The 19,162-nt window shown below is 67.7% G+C and carries 15 protein-coding genes and 1 pseudogene; 10 read left to right on the top strand and 6 right to left on the bottom strand.

Annotated features, from left to right (window positions below; all coding sequences use genetic code 11):
* Positions 1-213 precede the first annotated feature (213 nt).
* The 6 genes from ACFW5B_RS31110 to ACFW5B_RS31085 all read left to right on the top strand — a co-directional run bounded on the left by ACFW5B_RS31110 (position 214) and on the right by ACFW5B_RS31085 (position 3,815).
* Positions 214-651, top strand: a complete 438-nt coding sequence (locus tag ACFW5B_RS31110) for a VOC family protein (protein WP_386446957.1) — start codon at positions 214-216, stop codon at positions 649-651.
* A 282-nt stretch (positions 652-933) separates the two neighbouring features.
* Positions 934-1,098 carry a hypothetical protein gene (locus ACFW5B_RS31105; RefSeq protein ID WP_386446954.1) on the top strand — a complete coding sequence of 55 codons (165 nt, stop codon included), beginning with the start codon at positions 934-936 and terminating at the stop codon, positions 1,096-1,098.
* 385 nt (positions 1,099-1,483) lie between these two features.
* Positions 1,484-2,020 carry a methylated-DNA--[protein]-cysteine S-methyltransferase gene (locus tag ACFW5B_RS31100; RefSeq protein ID WP_386446951.1) on the top strand — a complete coding sequence of 179 codons (537 nt, stop codon included), beginning with the start codon at positions 1,484-1,486 and terminating at the stop codon, positions 2,018-2,020.
* Between the two features lie 24 nt (positions 2,021-2,044).
* Complete coding sequence (locus tag ACFW5B_RS31095) at positions 2,045-2,578, top strand: hypothetical protein (protein ID WP_386446948.1); 534 nt, start codon at positions 2,045-2,047, stop codon at positions 2,576-2,578.
* A gap of 282 nt (positions 2,579-2,860) precedes the next feature.
* Positions 2,861-3,553 carry an alpha-ketoglutarate-dependent dioxygenase AlkB family protein gene (locus tag ACFW5B_RS31090; protein ID WP_386446945.1) on the top strand — a complete coding sequence of 231 codons (693 nt, stop codon included), beginning with the start codon at positions 2,861-2,863 and terminating at the stop codon, positions 3,551-3,553.
* Between the two features lie 28 nt (positions 3,554-3,581).
* Positions 3,582-3,815 (top strand): DUF2277 domain-containing protein, encoded by a 234-nt coding sequence (locus tag ACFW5B_RS31085; protein WP_386446942.1) that lies wholly within the window; start codon positions 3,582-3,584, stop codon positions 3,813-3,815.
* Positions 3,816-4,138: 323 nt separating this feature from the next.
* Here the strand turns inward: ACFW5B_RS31085 and ACFW5B_RS31080 are convergent, their stop codons facing one another.
* Positions 4,139-4,756 carry a flavin reductase family protein gene (locus tag ACFW5B_RS31080; protein ID WP_386446939.1) on the bottom strand — a complete coding sequence of 206 codons (618 nt, stop codon included), beginning with the start codon at positions 4,754-4,756 and terminating at the stop codon, positions 4,139-4,141.
* A 63-nt stretch (positions 4,757-4,819) separates the two neighbouring features.
* The gene (locus ACFW5B_RS31075) at positions 4,820-5,245 is read right to left on the bottom strand and encodes a transposase (protein ID WP_386447023.1); all 426 of its coding nucleotides are present in this window, start codon (positions 5,243-5,245) and stop codon (positions 4,820-4,822) included.
* Positions 5,246-5,249: 4 nt separating this feature from the next.
* On the opposite strand from ACFW5B_RS31075, the gene ACFW5B_RS31070 reads away from it, so the two are divergent.
* The 4 genes from ACFW5B_RS31070 (at position 5,250) to ACFW5B_RS31055 (ending at position 13,795) form a co-directional block, all read left to right on the top strand.
* The gene (locus tag ACFW5B_RS31070; protein WP_386446936.1) at positions 5,250-8,153 is read left to right on the top strand and encodes an AAA family ATPase; all 2,904 of its coding nucleotides are present in this window, start codon (positions 5,250-5,252) and stop codon (positions 8,151-8,153) included.
* A 3-nt stretch (positions 8,154-8,156) separates the two neighbouring features.
* The gene (locus ACFW5B_RS31065) at positions 8,157-12,089 is read left to right on the top strand and encodes a response regulator (protein WP_386446933.1); all 3,933 of its coding nucleotides are present in this window, start codon (positions 8,157-8,159) and stop codon (positions 12,087-12,089) included.
* Positions 12,079-12,654: a two-component system response regulator gene (locus ACFW5B_RS31060; RefSeq protein WP_386446930.1), complete on the top strand. Its 576-nt coding sequence runs from the start codon at positions 12,079-12,081 to the stop codon at positions 12,652-12,654. Before ACFW5B_RS31065 ends, ACFW5B_RS31060 begins: the two co-directional genes overlap by 11 nt.
* A 568-nt stretch (positions 12,655-13,222) precedes the next feature.
* Positions 13,223-13,795 (top strand): ATP-binding protein, encoded by a 573-nt coding sequence (locus ACFW5B_RS31055; RefSeq protein WP_386446928.1) that lies wholly within the window; start codon positions 13,223-13,225, stop codon positions 13,793-13,795.
* Positions 13,796-13,929: 134 nt separating this feature from the next.
* Here the strand turns inward: ACFW5B_RS31055 and ACFW5B_RS31050 are convergent, their stop codons facing one another.
* The 4 genes and pseudogenes from ACFW5B_RS31050 to ACFW5B_RS31035 form a co-directional block, all read right to left on the bottom strand.
* Positions 13,930-17,379 carry a response regulator gene (locus ACFW5B_RS31050; RefSeq protein ID WP_386446925.1) on the bottom strand — a complete coding sequence of 1,150 codons (3,450 nt, stop codon included), beginning with the start codon at positions 17,377-17,379 and terminating at the stop codon, positions 13,930-13,932.
* On the bottom strand, positions 17,376-17,723 hold the full coding sequence (locus ACFW5B_RS31045; protein ID WP_386446922.1) for a hypothetical protein: 348 nt from the start codon (positions 17,721-17,723) through the stop codon (positions 17,376-17,378). Before ACFW5B_RS31045 ends, ACFW5B_RS31050 begins: the two co-directional genes overlap by 4 nt.
* Before the next feature lie 164 nt (positions 17,724-17,887).
* The gene (locus tag ACFW5B_RS31040; protein ID WP_386446919.1) at positions 17,888-18,268 is read right to left on the bottom strand and encodes an Hpt domain-containing protein; all 381 of its coding nucleotides are present in this window, start codon (positions 18,266-18,268) and stop codon (positions 17,888-17,890) included.
* Positions 18,269-18,906: 638 nt separating this feature from the next.
* Positions 18,907-19,114 (bottom strand): annotated as a pseudogene (locus tag ACFW5B_RS31035) (VOC family protein); the annotation flags it as partial.
* Positions 19,115-19,162: the final 48 nt, after the last annotated feature.

Raw genomic sequence — 19,162 nt, 5'->3', positions numbered from 1 at the left:
CGGGAGCTCCGCGGGCCCAGCGCAATGAGGGCATTGCGGCTGCCCCACAGGGCATTCCCTGAGGTGGCGGCGGTGCCGTGGTCCCTCCGGGCCGGCTTCAACGGGGGCTTGAGACGTCACCCGATCGGGAGGCCGGGATAGCACCCAGCAAGGCCGCAGCCTGATCTTGATCCATCCTCGGCCGGCCTTGGCGCTGTGGGCGATGAAGTGCGAATGACGGGAAAGGCAGGAGTAGCCGCAGTGCTGGGAGGGGTGAGAGCGGTGGGACCGACGATGACTGGACGGCCGCGGATTTCGCTGGCGACGGTGGTCTTGGACTGCCCGGATGCGCATGTGCTTGCGGACTTCTGCCGGCAGCTGCTCGGCTGGGAGGTGAAGGCCGGCGAACCGGACTGGGTGCTGCTTGCCTGTCCGGACGGCGGCACCGGGCTCTCGTTCCAGTCCGAGCCCGGATATCAGACCCCCGTGTGGCCGGAACGGCCCGAGGAGCAGCAGAAGATGCTCCACCTCGATCTCCGGGTCGATGATCTTGACGAGGCCGAGGCCTACGCGATCGCGGCGGGAGCGAGGCGCGCCACGTTCCCATCAGAGGACGATGTCCGGGTGTTCCTTGATCCGGCTGGGCACCCCTTCTGCTTCTTCCTCCATTGAGAGGCGGCGGCATCGACGCATGGGCTTCTCCTCGGTACGGGCGTGGGCGTGCCCTCGGGACTGGCCGCGGGGCGACCGCGGAGCGTGTGGGAATGGACACATGCAGCCAACGCGGGTCCCGTCAATGGCCTACGGTCTTTGCTGGTCAGAAAGTTGAGGGGCCGTCGAAGCGGCGACCGGGGCAACAGGTACGGGCCATGGGCCTATGCGCGCGGGGCTGCGTTGTCAGTGTCTGCCCCTAGCATTGCTCATATGTCCCCAACTCCCTCTGCCCATACTGGTGTGCCCGTCCCTGCTTCCGAGGCGAACGAATCGATCCGGCGCTTTGTACGCGCCCGGCGCGGCCTCGCGTGGTCGGCTCAGGACATGGCGGAGTATGCGGTGTTGCTGGAGATATGGACGATGGCGGTGCGCTCGGAGGTCACGGAGGTCGTCGAGGCGGCGTAGCCCCCATGGCTCTGCGCCTGCGCGTGCCTGCCCCTGTTGCGGCGAATGAGCAAGCCCCAACGCGGTTTTAGTGCTGTGTTAGTTGTTTGGCGGCGTGCGCGATCAAGTTCATGCATGCACCGCCCACCGAAGCCGTGCGAAGGCCTCGCCCCAAGGCAATCGCTTAAAGGCGAGGCCTGCCAACAGCAACGAGCTGCCCCTGCCACTGCATCCTCACATCCGGTCGGTCGAGGGTGCTTGGTCAGGGGTTGGCGTCACCTCTGCGTGGCAGATCGGGCGGGCTGCCGCAAGCGGCCAACCGTGACGTCCGATTTCCGCCAGCCGATGCGGCCTCGGCCCCGCAAACTCAAAGAGCGAAAGCAGCGGACACGAACGAGGACGCGCCATGATCTCCCCCGAGACGACCACTGTCACCACCCTCTACACAACCCTCGACAGCCCTCTGGGTGAGCTGCTGCTCGTAGGTGAGGCATCAGCCACCGCCCCCGGCGGTACCGCCCTTGCCTCCCTGACCATGCCGCAGCAGCAGAGCGTCGGCGTGCAGCCACATTGGCAGCACGCCCCTGACTCCTTCGCCGAGGCCGTCCAGCAGCTCCGCGCCTACTTCGCCGGTGAGCTCACCCGCTTTGAGCTGGAGTTCCGCACCGACGGCACGGACTTCCAGGAGCGTGTCCGGCAAGCGCTGGAAGCGATTCCGTACGGCACCACGACCTCCTACGGCCGACTGGCCGAAGTACTCGGAGTGCCGCGGCGCGACGTACGGGCTCTGGGGGCCGCGATCGGCTCGAACCCTCTGCTGATCCTGCGCCCGTGCCATCGCGTGATCGGCGCGGATGGGACGATGCGCGGCTATGCGGCGGGCGTCGAAGCCAAGATTGCGCTGCTCACGCATGAGGGCTCCCTCCAGCCCACCCTCATCTGAGCCCGCCGCGAGTACCCCGTTCCCATGACCTCGCCCCTCATTTCCCCGGCCGAGCTGGCTGCCTACGACGTCCTGCCCTCCCCCGCCCCGCACTCCGAGAAGGAGCTTGCCGCCCTCCTCGGCCTGTTGACCTCGCCCCGCGCACGTACCGCGACGGTGGTCGTCGGGCACAGTCGGGACGCTGCCTCGCGTTCGTCCGCGGCCGCCTTCGTCGAGGCGTGGCACGGGATGGGCCGGCAGCCCGTCCTCACCCTGGTCGACTGGCCGGAATCCGCCGCGTCCTGGCTACGGGCGGCCCGCCGCTTCACCGCAGAGGAACCGGATGCCTGGGTGGTGGCCGCCGCGCCTCGCGGCTGGGCCCAGATGAGCCGCCGACTGCGCCACAGCACCGACTGGGACCCCGCCCGCACCTTCGGCTTTGCGGCCCTGGGCGACTCCCGCATCCCCGCTTTGGCCGGCCCGGCGACGCTGCAGGGCATGCGCGGTGCCACGGCGGACGGCGGCACCTGGGCCATCGACCGTGGCTGGGTCACCCAGCCGGCAGCTACCGGCCCGTAGGCCGTCGGTCCATCCCCCGTGGCACGCTGTAGGCAGCTAGCGATGAGGCAGGAACAGATGAGTACGCCACTTCCCGGGTTCGAGAACTTCGGGGGCTTCGAGGGCTTCGAGGGCTCCTCAGACTTCGAGCGCCACGGGGAGCCTGCGGGCGCCGAAGGATATGGCCGACCGGGTGGCTCCGGCCGGCCGGGAGGGTCCGGAGAGCCCGGAGAGTCGGACGGCTCTGGCGGAGTCAGCGAATCCAGTGGATCAGATGGCTCGGGAGTGTCCGGAGGGTTCGGCGTGGCCGGAGGCCGCGGCTCCCCCGCGAACGGCCAGAGCCATGCCCGTACGCGCGGCCGACAGGAAGTCGCTCCCGGCGCCGTCCACGTTCCCGGCTGGCTGACCTTGGCCCAGCAGCGGGAACTGGTCACCGCGTGCCGTGGCTGGGCGCGCGGCCCGGCTCCGATCCGGCACACCAAGCTCCCGCGCGGCGGAGTGATGTCCGTCCAGACGGTGTGCATCGGCTGGCACTGGCAGCCGTACGCGTACACCCGCACCGCCGACGACGTAAATGGCGCCCGAGTGGCCGAATTCCCCCACTGGATGGTCGAGTTGGGCCGCCGCGCGCTGGTCGAGGCGTATCAGGACTCCACTGCGGGCGACGGCTACACACCCGACACCGCACTGATCAACTTCTACGACGACCAGGCAAAGCTCGGTATGCACCAGGACAAGGAAGAGCGCTCCGGCGCGCCGGTCGTCTCCCTCAGCATCGGTGACACCTGCGTTTTCCGGTTCGGCAACACCGCGACGCGGACCAAGCCGTACACCGATATCGAGCTGGCCTCCGGTGACCTCTTCGTCTTTGGCGGGCCGTCCCGCTTCGCCTACCACGGCGTTCCTAAGGTCCGGCCGGGCACCGGCGACCCGGCGTCCGGTCTGGCCGGCGGCCGCCTCAACATCACGATGCGGGTGACGGGACTCGACGGCTGACCGCGGCGCCGCGAGGCACACTGGACCCATGTGCCGCAGCATCAAGACGCTCCGTCCGCCCACCACCCCCGAGGTCACCGACGAGGACATCCGGGCCGCGGCCCTGCAGTACGTCCGCAAGGTCTCCGGATTCCGCGCCCCGGCCGCCCACAACCGCCAGGTGTTCGACCATGCCGTGGACGCCGTGGCGGCCGCGACCCAAGAACTTCTCGACAGCCTGCAGATCCGCGGCTCCGCCGCCCGCCGGCCCACGCCCTCCTGAGCAAACAGCGATCGCACCCCGCAACGCGCCGTCACCCTGCTCGCACTCACCATTCGAGCAGCGCCTGAACCGGTAGGTGATCGCTCGGAAACCGACCGTGCGCACAGTGCGTACGGATCGTGGCGCGCGGCGTGCTCTCCCTCAGCGACGTGAGAATCAACCGACGCGGTCCTCGTCCGTCCGGCACCAGGGGCCGGTGTGCGTCAAACGAACCGTTCCCCATGCGGGCGCGGCGCCTGGTGACGCAGCAAGATCCACATCACGAGGCGCCGCCCACCCCAGGAATCCGGCCGGACATCCGGCCCCGATTCCCGCCTGCTTCCCTACCGGTCGCCGGCCGGCCCGCGCCAATCCGCATGCCGGATACGGGAGAGCTCCCGTACGTCCCCGACCGTCCCCCATTCATCCTTCCCCAGGCGTGACAGGGGCTTCATCCTGGAGATATCGGGGTGCCCGTCGACCAGGACGTCCTGCGACACCACCGCATGCACCACGCGCCCGAACACCACGGTGGAATCTCCAATCCCCAGCGTGCTGTGCACCTCGCACTCCAGCGCCACCGGCGAGGCCGCCACCCGCTGCGGCTTGACCCGCAGACTCGCCTCGGAAACGACCCCGGCCGCCTCGAACTCGCTCACCCCGTGCGGGAAATCCGTACCCGTGTCATTGATCTGCTCGAAGAGCCCCTCCGGCGCGAGGTTCACCACGAACTGTCCGGTTGCCTCGACATTGCGCAGAGTGTCCTTGCGCCCGACAGAAGTGAACTGCACAACGGGCGGCGCCACGCTGGCGATCGTGAAGAAGGAGTGCGGGGCGAGGTTGTGCGTTCCGTCCGCCGAGACCGTGGACACCCAGGCGATCGGCCGCGGCACCACGGTGGCGGTCAACAGCCGGTAGAACTCGTTGCGGGACAGGGCAGCGGGATCGAAGTCAGTGCGCATGGTGATCAGTATCCACACCGGTGCCCGCGGCTCTTTCAGCGGATCCATGGCACCACCACACCACTAGGACCTCGTTTTCTTTGGTGAGGCGATGCCGCCCGAAGGTGGCTGTCCGCCTCGAAGGCAAGGAGCCGTGGGTCGCGCCTGGGCGTTGGGTGAGCATGGTGATGCTCGCGAGCCTGATGGCCGGGCCCACCTCCGCAGCCGGTTGTAGACGCCCCTCCAGTTGCCGTATTTCTCCGGCAGGTGGACCCACTGTGTTCCGGTCTGGAACTTGAAGGCGATCGCGTCGATCACCTCCCGGTGATCACGCCAGCGTCCACCCCGCTTCGGCGTCCGGTCCGGAAGCCACGGCTCAATTCGAGCCCACTGCACATCTGTTAACGGCACACCCGGACCAACGGCCGACTGATCCAAACGAAACTGCCCAGCCGCCGAAGCAGCCGATCGCCGGCCGCACCGGCTCCACAGGAACTCCGGAGCGGGCATCCCCATGGCCCTGTCGCGCATACTGGAATGTATGCCGCACACGGCCGCACTGTACGAGCGAAGCGGCGAGCTCAAGGTGTTGCGGGCGGCGATGGATGCGACCCGTGACGGCCATGGAGAAGCCGTGATGATCGAGGGTGCGCCCGGAATCGGAAAAACCAGTCTGCTGTCCGAAGCCAAGCGGATCGCTGTTTCCGCCGGTTTTCAGGTGGCCGGCGCGCGAGGATCAGAACTCGAGAGCGACTTCCCCTTCGGAGTGGTGCGGCAGCTCTTCGAACCGCTCCTTGCACGGGCTACGACAGAAAATCGGCAGCGCATTCTGTCCGGCACCGCAGGTCAGGCGGCGATCGTACTGAAGAGAGTGGATCCCGAGCGCTCCCCTGGCGGGGATTTCGCCATGCTTCACGGGTTGTACTGGCTGACCGCAGACATCTGCGATGAGCAGCCCCTCATGATTGCGGTCGACGACCTGCACTGGGCGGACAGCGATTCGCTGAAATTTCTCAATTATCTGATGCCGCGCCTTGAGGACATCTCGGCCTGCGTGGTGGGAACCCTCAGACCATTCGAAGCAAATTCCCATTCGCATACCATCGACCAGATAGTCACCGCAGCGCCCTCGGTGCTCGTTTCTCCGTCCAGGTTGAGTGCCGAGGCATCGGCCTCGCTCGTCATCAGTGAATTCGCGAAATCAGGGTCACCCGAACCGGAGGACGACGAATTCCTCTCCGCCTGCTGGTCCGCGACCGGCGGGAATCCCCTCCTGCTCAAGGAGCTCACCGAGACGCTCGTCGCCGAGCACGTCGAACCCACCGCCGCGCACATCCCGCAGGTCTACGCCCTGGGCCCGCGGGCGATCGCCCGGCGGGTGGCGATGTGGATGCGGCGCCTCCCCCACAGCTGTGGGCCGCTGACCTGCGCCATCGCGGTGCTCGGGGACGGTGCGGACCTCAGCTGTGCGGCGGAGCTGGCGGGGCTTGACCACGACGAGGCACTTCAGGCGGCGAAGAGCCTGGAACACGCCCAGATTCTCCACACCGTCGTACCGTCGGACGTGCTGAACCCCCGGTGGGGGTTTGTACATCCGCTCGTGCGGGCCGCCGTGTACGAGGAGATCACACCGGCCGATTGCCACCGCGCACACCGGACCGCCGCGCACCTGCTCCGGGACTCCAAGGCCGAGATCGAGAAGGTCGCCCTGCACCTGCTGCGCACCGTGCCCGCCGGGGACGCGGAGACCGTGACCCTGCTGTGGTCGGCGGCGCGTAGCGCCCTGGCCCGCGGATCCCCGGAGACCGCGGCGAAGTATCTGCGCCGCGCCCTGGCCGAGCCTCCGCCGGCCGGTGACCGGCTCGACCTTCTCCTCGCCCTCGGCAGCGCCGTGCGGCGGGTGGACAGCGCGGCAGCCGTTCCGTATCTCACGGAGGCACACGAGCTGGCCGGGCCGTCCCGGCAGCGCGTCGACATCGCACTCGCCCTCGGTGACGCGCTGCTCGCGCTGCGGCGCGCCGAAGAAGCCCTGGCGATCTGGCAACAGGCCCTGGCCGATACGACACCGCGGGACACCGAACTGCTCTACCAGCTGAACGCCTGCATCCTTTCGATCCCGCTCTACGAACCCGGCCGGGCGGATCTGCGTAAGGACATCCTCGGCCGCGTTGCGGCACTGCGCTCCCCCAAACCGAGCGAGAGCATGGGCGGCCGGTACCTGGACTGCGTCATCGCCGGGCACGACGCGGTCATCGGCGACCCGCGGGCGGTCGTCCGGGCGCAGCGCGCGCTCCACGACGCGCCGGCCGGGCCGTCCGAAGGACAGCTGTCGCTGTCCTTCGGCTGGCTGGCGCTGATCAGCGCCGACCGCAGGGAGGTCCTGGGCAGTCTGGACGCCGCGGTCGAGCAGGCGCACTGGCAGGGGTCGGTCAACGACCTGACCGGGGCCCTGGTCTACCGCGCGATGGCGTGGCTGTACCAGGGCAATCTCGACGAGGCCGCCGCGGACGCCTCGGACGCGAGGCACGCCGTCGACGCGTCCTCGCTGGATCTGCACCGGCTGGTCCTCGGACCCGTCCAGGCCGAGGTGCAGATCGAGCAGGGTGCGCTGTCGCGTGCGCAGGCCACACTGGAGTGGACCGGGGTTCCCGATCCCGCGCCGCTGACCGGGCTGATGTACTACGTGCTCTACAGCCGCGCCCACCTCCTGCGCCTTCAGGGCCACACGGCGGAGGCGCTCAACACCGCGCTGGCTGCGGGCGCGTCGTTCAGCGCGGCCGGCGGGGACAACCCCGCCATCGTCCCCTGGCGGTCGGAGGCCGCCCTGTGCCTGCATCTGCTCGGCCGGGACGCGGAGGCCAGGAGCATGGCCGACGCCGAGCTCAGACTGGCCCGTTACTGGAGCGCGCCCCGGGCTCTCGGCCGCGCGCTGCGCATCGCCGGCACGCTGAGCGAGGGCGACGCGGACATCGGTCTCCTGCGCCAGGCGGTCACCCGGCTGGAGGGCTCCCCGGCCCGCCTGGAGTACGCCAAGGCGCTGGCGGACTACGGGGCGGCGCTGCGCCGGCACGGCGTACGGAGCCAGGCGCGGACCTTGCTCGGCGACGCCCTGGACATCGCCGAGGCCCGTGGCGCGGCGCCCCTCGTCCAGCAGGTCCAGGACGAGCTGCATGTGGCGGGAATTCGACCGCGGCGCCATGCGGTCACCGGTTTCCGGTCGCTGACACCGAGTGAGCAACGGGTCTACGACCTCGCCGTTGCCGGGCACACCAACCGGGAGATCGCGCAGCAGCTGTTCGTCACGGCCAAGACCGTGGAGGTCCACCTTTCCAGCGTCTACCGGAAGCTCGGTGTCACCAGCCGACGCCAGCTCGGTGGGCTGTCGGAGCAGACCCACGCGGCGGACGAACCGGAGTAACTCATGTCCGCCGTGCCCGATGCGAAGCCGCCCCCAGCCCCGGACGGACCGCAGGGCGGAGCGCGCAGCAGCCGCAGAATGCGCTTCGCGCCCCGCATCTGGCACAAACTGCTGGCCCTCTGTCTCGCCCTCATGATCCCCCTCGGGGTGGCCACGTTCTCCCTGGTCGACCAGCAGAACAGCAAGATCGGCTTTACTCGGACCGAGCTGAGCGGCGTCCAGTACCTGCGTCCCCTGAGCGCATTGGTCCAGGACGTCTCCGACCGCCGTGCGCTGCTGCACCGCGAGACCACCGGAGAGTCCGTACCGAGGAGCCGCATCGCGGCAGCCGACCGTGCCGTCAACGCGGACTTCACGGCGCTCCTGCAGGTCGACCGACGGCTGAGGGAGCCGCTGCGCACGACCGTTCCCGGCCTCTCCGCCAAGGGGAAGAGCCGGCTGGCGCCCGCGGCTCTGCGCCACGACTGGGCGCAGCTGGCGTCTGCACCCTCCGACGTCCGCGCCGACGTGCCGCGGTACACCCGGCTCATCGGGAACCTGCTGGCGCTCGGTTCCTACGTCGGCGACACCTCGAAGCTGATTCTCGACCCCGACCTCGACACGTACTACACGATGGCCGGCCTCCTGCTCCGCGAGCCGCAGATGATGAACCAGCTGTACCAGATGGCGGAGCGGGGAGACGCGGTACTGGCCCAGGGCGACCGGTCCACCGGCAATCGGGTACGCATCGCCTACGACGCCACGGTGCTCAACCAGAATCTCCTCCAGCTCAACAGCGATCTGAACCGGGCGTTCGGGGCCACGTCCCACACCGGGCTCCGCCCCGCGATCCAGCCCCTGCTGACCAAGGCCACCTCATCGGTCCGCGAGGTGACCGGCACCGTGAACCGGCAGTTCACGAACAGCAACGGGACCGCGCTCCCGCGGGCCGCCTGGTGGGCCCGGACCGCCGGCGCCATCCGGGCGAACTCGCACCTGTGGAAAGCCCTGTTCAACCAGGAAGACCACATGCTCAACGCCCGCCTGGACAGCCTCCACGACCGCAACCTGCGGGTCCTGGCCGGCATCGCCGCCGTCCTCGCCGTGATCATCGTGGTGGCCGCGCTGCTCTCCCGGCGCATCGCCGGCAACGTGGCCGCCGTGGTGCACGCCGCGCGGGCACTGGCCGCGGGTGACCTCACACGCCGCGCGACGGTACGGAGCGGCGATGAGATCGGCGCGATGGCCACCGCCTTCAACGTCATGGCCGGGAGGCTCCAGGAGAGCTACTCCGCCGTCGAGGAGGAGGTCCGCCAGCGCACCGCGGAGCTGAACCAGAAGACCGAGTCGCTCAGCCTGCTCCAGCACGTGGCTGCCGCCGCCAACGAGGCGGACAGCTGGGAGGACGCGGTGCAGAGGACCCTGGACCTGGTGTGCCGGCACATGGGGTGGCCGGTCGGCCACGTCCACCTCGTCGAGTCCCCGCCCAGGCCGGACTCGCGCACCGGCCGACCCGCTCCGGAGCCGGAGTTCACCACGTCGCCCATCCGGCACGTCGAGGAACAGAACCTGCGGGTGCCGCTGCACGACATCGCCACAGCGGCCGGGCTGTACGAGCCGAAGGGCCTGCCCGCCACGGTGCGCGCCACCGGCCGCCCCGCCTGGATACGTGACATCGCCGTGGGGTCCGCCGGGCCTGACACGATGCCCGGCGACGCCGAGAGTGCCGGGGTGACCGGCAGGATCGCCGTCCCGGTCGTCATCGGGAAGGACGTCGCGGCGGTCCTCGACTTCCTGACTCCGGAGGCCATGGAGCCGAACGACGCCTTGCTGCGGCTGCTGCTCAACATCAGCACCCAGCTCGGACGGGTGCTGGAACGGTCCCGCGCTGCCGCGGAGCTCCAGGCGTCCAAGGAGGCGGCAGAGGTCGCCACCCAGGCAAAGAGCGCGTTCCTCGCGACCATGAGCCATGAGATCCGCACGCCGATGAACGCGGTGATCGGCATGACCGAAATTCTGCAGGACACCCCGCTCAATGCCGAGCAGGTCGAATTTGCTCAGGTCATCCAGAACAGCGGTAACAGCCTGCTCACCATCATCAACGACATCCTCGACTTCTCCAAGTTCGAGGCCGGAAAATTCGACCTCCGGCTTGAGCCGCTACAGCTTCGGCAGTGCGTGGAATCAGCCTTCGACTTCGTCGCTCCGATGGCCGCGGAGAAGTCGGACCTCGACTTGGCGTACATCATCGATCCGGAGTTGCCGGAAGAAATCATCGGAGATATCGACCGGCTGCGCCAGATCCTCATCAATCTGCTCAACAACGCCGTCAAATTCACCGAAACCGGCGAAGTCGTCCTCAGGGTCGCATGGGCCGACGCAGAAGCGGGCTCCTTTCCGGAGCCGCCGGAAACGCTCCACCCGGCCGCTCCCGAGGACGCGCACGGCATCGTCCGCCTCCACTTCTCCGTGTGCGACACCGGCATCGGAATGGCCGCGGACCGCCTGGGCCAGCTGTTCCAGCCGTTCGAGCAGCTCGACACGTCCACCACCCGGCGCTTCGGCGGGACCGGACTCGGACTCGCCATCAGCAAGCGGCTGGCCGAGCTGATGGGAGGCACGATGTGGGTCGAGAGCGAACTGGGCGTGGGGTCGACCTTCCACTTCACGGTGGAAACGCGAGAAGTTCCCGAAGCGATGCGTTCCAGCCGGGTGGTCTCCCGTATCGAGCTCCGAGGAAAACACCTGCTGGTCGTGGACGACAAATCCACGAACCGGATGATTCTCACGCGCCAGGCGGGCGCCTGGGGGATGGTGGTGCGCGCCACCGGATCGCCGCGAGAGGCCCTCGAATGGGTCCGGCAAGGCGATCCGTTCGACATCGGAATTCTGGATATGCAGATGCCGGACATGGACGGCGTCATGCTCGCGGAAGAAATCCGCAGCTACCGGAGCATGGCAGAGCTGCCGTTGTACCTGCTGACTTCTGTTGGCCGCCCCATGGCGACCCGAGAGAGTCTGGCGGAGTTCTCCGGATACCACACCAAACCCATCCGGGCGGCCGAACTCTACACGGACCTGTGCCGCACGCTGCTCGGCGTCACGGTGCCCGCCGAATCGTCCCGTACGGCACAGCGGGCGGAGGCGAAGGAGCGCCGCCCCGCCGCCCTGCGCATCCTCCTGGCCGAGGACAACCTGGTGAACCAGCAGCTGATCGTGCGGATGGTCCGGAAGCTCGGTCACTCGGTGGATACCGTCGGCAACGGAGCCGAAGCGCTGGAGTCACTGCACCACACGCGCTACGACGTGGTCCTCATGGACGTACAGATGCCGGTGTTGGACGGCTTGGACGCCTCCCGGCGGATCCACCAGGCCCTGTCCGCCGCGGATCGGCCGTACATCATCGCCCTCACCGCCAATGCGATGAGCGAGGACCGCGACGCCTGCCTCGCCGCCGGGATGGACGATTACCTCAGAAAGCCCCTGCGCGGCGTCGACCTCGCCGAGGCACTCGACCGTGTGCCCCTCGGTCCGCCCGCGCGGAGTCCGGAGACGGCGCAGCCCGAGCCGGAGGCCGGTGCCGGCACCGAGGCGTCGGCCCTGCCCGTCCTCGACCAACCCACCTTCGCACGCCTGGTCGGCTCCTTCGGCAAGGAATTCGTCAGCCGGCTCATCGATGCCTTCCTGGAGGACTCCCCCCAACTGATCGGAAGCCTTCGCCGCAGCCTGGACCAGGGGGACGGAAGCGAACTCCGCAGAGCGGCCCACACGCTCAAGTCCCACGCGAACACCTTTGGATTCCCACGTCTCGTCCGGCCGTGCCAGGACGCGGAGGACATCGGCGCCAGCGGGAATCCCAGCGAAGCAGCATCGCTGGTGACCCGCATCGAAGGGGAGTACCGCGCTGCGAGAGACAGGCTGGTCGCCCAGAGAGCGGAGCTTGGCCATGACCGATAGCAACGCCGTGACGGACAGAACCGAAAGGAAAGGGCGCATCTTGGTCGTGGACGACGATCGCACGAACCGCATGATGCTCACCTATCGCCTGGAAATGGCCGGGCTGGAGACCGCGACATCCGAGAACGGGCTTGAGGCTCTCCAGATGCTGCGGGAGAGCGACTTCGATGTGGTGCTGCTCGACATCCTCATGCCGGGGATGGACGGCTACGCAACGCTTGAACTGATGAAGCACGATCAGCAGCTCAGCCGCACGCCCGTGATCATGATGTCGGCCGTCGGCGAACTGGACAGTGTCATTCGCTGCCTCGAAATGGGCGCCGAGGACTATCTGCCGAAGCCCCTGGACCACCTCCTGCTGACCTCCAGGGTCAAGAACATCCTGCTGAAGATCCGGCTCGAACAGGTGGAAAAGGCGCTCGCCGAGCTCACCGAGGCCGTGCGGGCCATGGCCGGCGGTGCGCTCCCGGCCGGGGCCCTGGACCAGGTCGCCGAGCAAACCGACCCGGTCGGCCGTCTGGCACGACAGCTTCAGCAACTCGCGGCCGTGACGTCGGAGCGGTAGGCGCACGACGCCCCGGGAGCGGCCGCCACGCTGAGTGACCCCTGCTCGCCTGACGCAACCCACGCCAGAGCAGGGCGGTACACCGGCCGCAGGCCCGTCCCCCGCCTCCTCGCACCACCCCGTCTCCCCGGCCGCCCACCGCCCCGCACCCGGCGCCCCGTTTAGGGGGTCGTACTAGGGGGTTCCCCTAACGACTGCGCCAGGGCGCCGGGTACACGGTGAAGACATACGTCAGCTCCCCGACACAGCCGACGGCACGGAAAGAGGTGGGATGGCCGTGAGGACCCGAGTCCCTTTCGCACACCACGGTCCGCTCGGGTGCCCCACCGGAGCCCGCGTGGCTTCCTGACCCCGCAAGCCGGCCTCGGTCCCGGAGAGAAGCGAGGGCAGACAGATGTTCCCGGAACCGGAATCGTCTCCTGGCACGGCCCGACAGCCCACGGCGGGCACAAGCCTGGCGCCGTACGGCCTCTCCTGGTCCAGGCCGCACGCAAGTGCTCCCGTATGGCGTCCCCCGCCCCTGCAGCCTCCTGCTGCGGCGGATTCCGCCCGGCCGGACCGCGTCGCCATGCGTACCGTCATTCGCACCCGCTGTGTCGCCGTACGTGAGGGCGTCCTGTTTCCGCTGTGCCGTCTGTTGTGGCGGCAGGCGGCGACCGCCGCCGCGCGGGTCGCTCAGCTGGCCCGGTACCTGAGGAGGACACGCGGCAAAGTGATCTCGCAGCCGCTCGAATCGCATGTGCGCGCCGTGCCCCATGCCCGGCGGATCATCCGGACCGAGCTGGCCCGATGGGGGCTGACCGAGCATGTCGAGATCGCCGAGCTCCTGGTGAGTGAACTGGTCACCAACGCCCTCCAGCACGCCTGGGGCCCCATCCAACTGCGGATGTCCCACTCCCTCGTTAACCGGACGCTGCGCTGCGACATCGCCGACGGCTGCCCCGCCGCTCCGCCCGCTGACCGTCCACCGGCCCGGGCCGACGAGGACCACGGCCGAGGGCTGCACCTGGTCGACCAGCTCTCGAACCGCTGGGGCGCACGGCACACCGCCGCGGGGAAGACCGTCTGGTTCGAACTGCGTACCCCCGGCAGCAGGGCCCGGCCACGACGACATCCGCAACCGGGATGCGACCCGCCCTGACGAGCCGTCAGGCAGCGCACCACCGGTCCAGCGACGTTGCGGATAACCGCGGATGACGGACAGGTCGCCTACCGGCTCCACCGGCGGTTTCAGGGAACACGGCCGGCCCCGGCCTCCGGTTCGACGCCCCGGCGTCACCTTGACGAGCCGAAGTCACCACGAGGGCGCTCGCCCCGGCGCGCACAGCGGGCGAGGGCTTTGCCCAGCTCCTTGAGATTGATGGGCTTGGTGAGGTAGTCATCCATCCCCGCTTCGATGCAAGGGCCCCGGTCGCCCTCCATCGCGTTGGCGGTGACTGCGACGATGTAGGGGCGACCCTCTCCCGGCCAACGCGAGCGGATGCGCTGGGTCGCCTCCAGGCCATCCATCTCCGGCATCTGCACGTCCATGAGGATCACGTCGTAGGGTTGACGTTCGAGCGCCGCCAATGCCTCCAGACCAGTGCTCGCGACATCGGCTCGGTATCCGAGTTTGTCCAGCAGCAGTATTGCCAGCCGCTGATTGACCGCGTGGTCTTCTGCGACGAGGATCCGCAAAGTGCCCTGGGGCACGCCCCGCTGCGTTCCCGACCCTCGCTCCACGGCAGAAACAGCACCGGCCAACTGCCCTGTGAACACACTGATGATGGTGTCGAAGAGCTGGGACGGCCTGATCGGCTTGGTCAGGTAGGCGGCTATCTGGGAGTCAGGGAGGTCGTTGCGCTGCTGACCGAGCGAAGTCAGCATGATGAGCGGGATGGAGTGATGCTGCTGGGTGGCCTGGATGGTTTCGGTGAGGGTGGGGCCATTCCTCTCCGGCATCTTTGTGTCAAGGATTCCGAGGTCGAAGTGGGCTCCGGCCGAAAGCCACTCGACCGCTTCGGTCGGTGACTCGGTGGTGATCGGCTGCATGCCCCACGCCGCCATCTGTGTCATCAGGATCTGACGGTTGACCGCACTTCCGTCGATGACCAGCACCCGTTTTCCCGCCAGCTCCGGCCTTACCTCTGGCACAGGGCCGCGCCGCCGGACGTCTGCGGTCCCACCCTCGACGGTGAAGCGGAACGTCGAGCCCTCACCTTGCCGACTGGACACGAAGATCGTTCCGCCCATGAGTTCGCATAGGCGCTTTGAGATGGCCAGGCCAAGACCGGTGCCACCGTAGCGGCGGGTCGTTGAGACATCGACCTGACTGAACAGATCGAACAATCCTTCGATTCGATCGGGCGGGATGCCGATTCCGGTATCCCGCACAGCAAAGTGCCATCGGCACCGTGGGGACACGGCCGACCCGTCGCCGGCATCCGCCAGAGGCTCAGCGTCGACCGTCACTACTATCTCGCCTCGTTCGGTGAATTTCACCGCGTTGCTCAGCAGATTGAGCAGCACCTGCCGGAGGCGGGTGACGTCACCCACCATGCCCTCGGGTGCGTCCGGGTCGACCAGGCAGGCCAACTCGATGTTCTTCGCGGCCGCCTCGGCGGCAACGAGTTCGAGCGTGGCCTCAACGCACTCGCCGACATGGAACGGCTGGTGCTCAAGCTTGAGTTTACTGGCCTCGATCTTCGAGAAGTCGAGGATGTCATTGATCAGCGCGAGCAGGGCCTCTGCGCTCTCACGGACGACGCCGGCAAAGTCGCGCTGCTCGTGGTCGAGCTCCGTGTCGAGCAACAACCCGGTCATGCCGATGATCGTGTTCATCGGGGTGCGGATCTCATGGCTCATTGTCGCCAGGAATGCACTCTTGGCGTTGTTGGCGCTCTCGGCTGCCTCCTTCGCCTGCTGCAGCGCCTCCTCGGCACGTCGCCGGGCCGTGACGTCGGAGAAGGTGACAACCGCCCCGCGGAACTCCCCCTTCTCGCTGATCGGATAGGAGGTGCAAGCCACAGGAAAGAGGGTTCCATCGCGCCGTCTGAACATCTCCCCCTCGGTCTGGCGCCCACGACCGGTCCGATACGCCGCACAGATCGGACATTTCTCGATCGAGCAGGGAAGACCGTTGCGGTGGGTGTGGCTGCACAGCTCGTGCATGTGCTTGCCGACCAGGGAGTCGGGCTCGTATCCCAGCATTTCGGCTGCGGCCTTGTTGACGAACGTGGACTTTCCTTGGAGATCGGTAGCGTAGATACCTTCGGCGGTCGATTCCAGCAACAAATTGACGTTGCGTGCCGCAGTCTCTGCACGCACACGGTCCACGACCCGGCCCAGCTGCGTGCCTATGTTTCCCATCAGGTCGAGCAATGCCCCGTCGGGCTCGGCCGACTGGAACGAGAAGAACTCCAGCACGGCGACGACTTCGTCGCCCACCAGCACGGGGAATCCCATGGCGGCATGCACACCGATGTCGTCCGCATGTCCGACACGGGAGAATTCGGGGTCCTTGGTCACATCAACGATCCATGCAGCCTTGCCGCTGGCAAATACGCGTCCGGGCAGCCCCTCTCCCGGGGTCAGCGGGCTGGCTTCCCTCACCTGCCGGAATGCTCGAAGCTCAGCGGAGTCAGCGGAGTGCCAGACCCGCGAGGGCACCAGCTTGGCGCTCTCGGCTCGTGCCGTATCAGGGGCGAGCCAGTATGCGTGGCCCACCTGCCAGCCGGTGTAGCCACAGACAAGGTCGAGGACAACCTGCGTCGCCTCAGTCAGGTCAGCGGCCTCGTTGGCGGTGACCGCGACACGTTGAAGCAGTTCGAGTTCTCCGGTTCGGAGCCGCACCCGCTCAGCCATGCCGTTGAAGCGCGTGGCGAGTGAGCTGATCTCGCTCATGCCCCCGACCGGCGCACGCACGCGCAAGTCGCCCTCGGCGATGCGCGCGGTAGCGTGGTCGAGCATGCCGACCGGACGGATGATCGCTCGCCGCGCCACAACCGCGACGACCCCCATACCGCACAGCATCACCAGTGCGACGCCGACCGCTGCCGACGAGTATGCCGTCGCCCGGTCGACTTCCTGCGCGGTTTCCCGCTGTGTACGCACGTCTACCAGATCGAACACGCGCCCTATCGGTTGCATGATCCGGGCCTTGGCGTGATGGTAATCCGCACCGTAGAGCAGCGCGGCGGCCCTGTCCCGGCCGGTAGCCGCCCTCGGCGTTCCAGCGGTCCTGTCGATCTCAGCGAAGGCTGTCTCTTCGAGTCGTGCCAGAGCGTCGGAGCGCGACCGGGCAGTCTTGAGCAGGCTCAACTCTTGACCGGTGAACCCTGCCCGCGCGGCGAGCGTATCGAAGCTGACGGCCGGCCCGGAGGAAGTGGGCGGCCGTCCGGTGTCGGTGATCACGTCCCAGTAGACACGGTCGTACTGCTCGGGGCGCGGGGCTCTGCCGTCGCGGATTGCCAGGATCTCGGCGAAGTAGTCCCGGTAACGTGACTCCCCGGTGACCGTGTACGTCCTTGCCATGCGGGTCAGATCATCGGAGGTCTGGCGCAGTTCGTCGGCCAGGCGCAGCGATTCCGAGCGCCGACTCTCGGCCCGTGCAGCGTCCTGCATGCTTTGCACAGCAATTACGCTCAGGGTAAGCACAACGGCAAGCAATAGGGCATTGACCACAACAAAAACACGCACGAGCATTCGGAGCGACACACTCACCCGCCGCCGCACAGAACGCTTCATCGCCACCACTCCTTCGACAGGACACCCTGGCGTCGCTCGTCGATCTCGGTGTGCAGCTGGGCGTCTCTCGTCGATGTCGGCGTGCAGCCGGCTCTCACACCCTCATGAGCCAGGTGCAGTTTGCCGATTCCCAGCGTATCCAACCAGTGACCGGGATAGCGGGTCGGCGAGCTGGACAGGCAGGCTGTGGGCGCCGGTGCGAAGCGTAAAGAGCTGTCCCGTAATCCCTGGCGGGCGCACGACGAATGGCTGGAACAGCCTGAGGTGTCGCCGAGGTGGGAAATCCGTTCCATCAGTCCGGGCTCAGTCAGGAGCAGACCGGCCGTGGTGTAGTAGGTGTCCAAGTCCGGGTCGCGAATGATCTTGGATGTCTCTGCAATACGTTTTCGATCAGAGCACTCAGCGGGCGCAGGCACTGCGTCCCCGCCCCCGCGGGTGCGGCCCAGGTTCGTCCGGGCCCTCGCCGGTCACCGCAGCGTGGCGGCTCTTCATCGCCCCCCTCCCGCGATCAGTTCTCCCGTGGCCGGCTGCTGGGCGCCCTCACGGGGACAAGCTCCTGTCGAAGGTCTGCCAGAGCCTGTCGAGCGGGGCGGTAGGCGGCTTCGGTGTCCTTTGCGGCCGACTTCGTGCCCTCGGACAGTTCGCCGTGTGCGGAGAGTTTCTCCAGCCCCTGGCACAACGACCCCAGCTGCTCGAGCCCGAAAGTCTTGCTGAATGATTTCAGCGTGTGCGCGGCACGGTGTACCTGTTCCGGCTCGTTGTCCTGAATCCCCTGATGGATCTCGTCGATCAGTTGGGGAGAGTCTTCCAAGAACGTGTTGACGAGCTCTATGACGAACGGAGCTTCGAGCGAGTCCACCAGCTCCTGCACGACCTGCGGATTCAGCACGGGTGTACTTGGCATGCTTTCGTCCTCCGATCAGACTGCCGCCCTGGTAGTGGCAGGACACCCTTGGGACCAGCACCTGGCAGTCACGGCATTTCCCGAGCTTGATCGGTTCACTTCGGGCGGCCCCTTCTGGTTATGCATACGGGGAATCACTGAGCACGGACGCCGGGCTACGGCTTGTGTATCGCCGGTTCGGGTGCCCTCGGGCCTGAACCGCACGTGGAAGGCTCGGCCACGGTGACCGCTTCGGCTCACGCCTGATGACAGCTCGGGCGCTGGTGCGCAGCCGTTGATTGCGGTCGGGGATGGAGCGGAGCAGCTCGGGGTGAAATACGCCGTTCTTGCCCTCGTGGCCCGCATCCAAGGCGGCCCCGCAAAACGTCAGCCGCGTCTTGCGCATCGTCGGTCTCACTCACCGCGGCCAGAAAGTAGGCCTTCCAGGGGCGCGCCCCATTCGCGGGCCAGTCGCAATTCCCTCAGCGCTAGCGGCTGGGCCTTCTCTTCCCGGTCCAGCCGATGCAAGCATAGCGCGGCCTCGGACTGCCAGGGCAGGACTGCGGGATGCTGCCCACTGGCCGCCAGGAAGGCCTCAATGAAGCCCGGCACAAAGGTCGCAACAAAGCCGAGGTGGAACTACTGGGGAACATTTGGTCGGGCCAGCGTGGAGCTCGGTAGTCGTCGGCCCGTTCAAATCCGGTGAAGAGTCCGTCCTCACGGCGGAGACCGGCGAAATCAGCGTCTGTTTCCGGGTGGGATTCGGGGCCGGACGCGTGCTGACAGAACGCCGCCAGACAGCGGATCAGGGCAGTCGAGTGTTATCGCGGTCAACTTCATCTGCAGGGGCATGGCACCTCCGGACCGATCGGCGGACTCTCACGATGCACACTCCAGGGA

Origin of the sequence: Streptomyces sp. NPDC058773 (assembly GCF_042746015.1) — a bacterium.
Classification (GTDB): Bacteria; Actinomycetota; Actinomycetes; order Streptomycetales; family Streptomycetaceae; genus Streptomyces.
The sequence above is the reverse complement of the archived record's forward strand: the minus strand, read 5'-3'. Positions and strand labels throughout refer to the sequence as shown.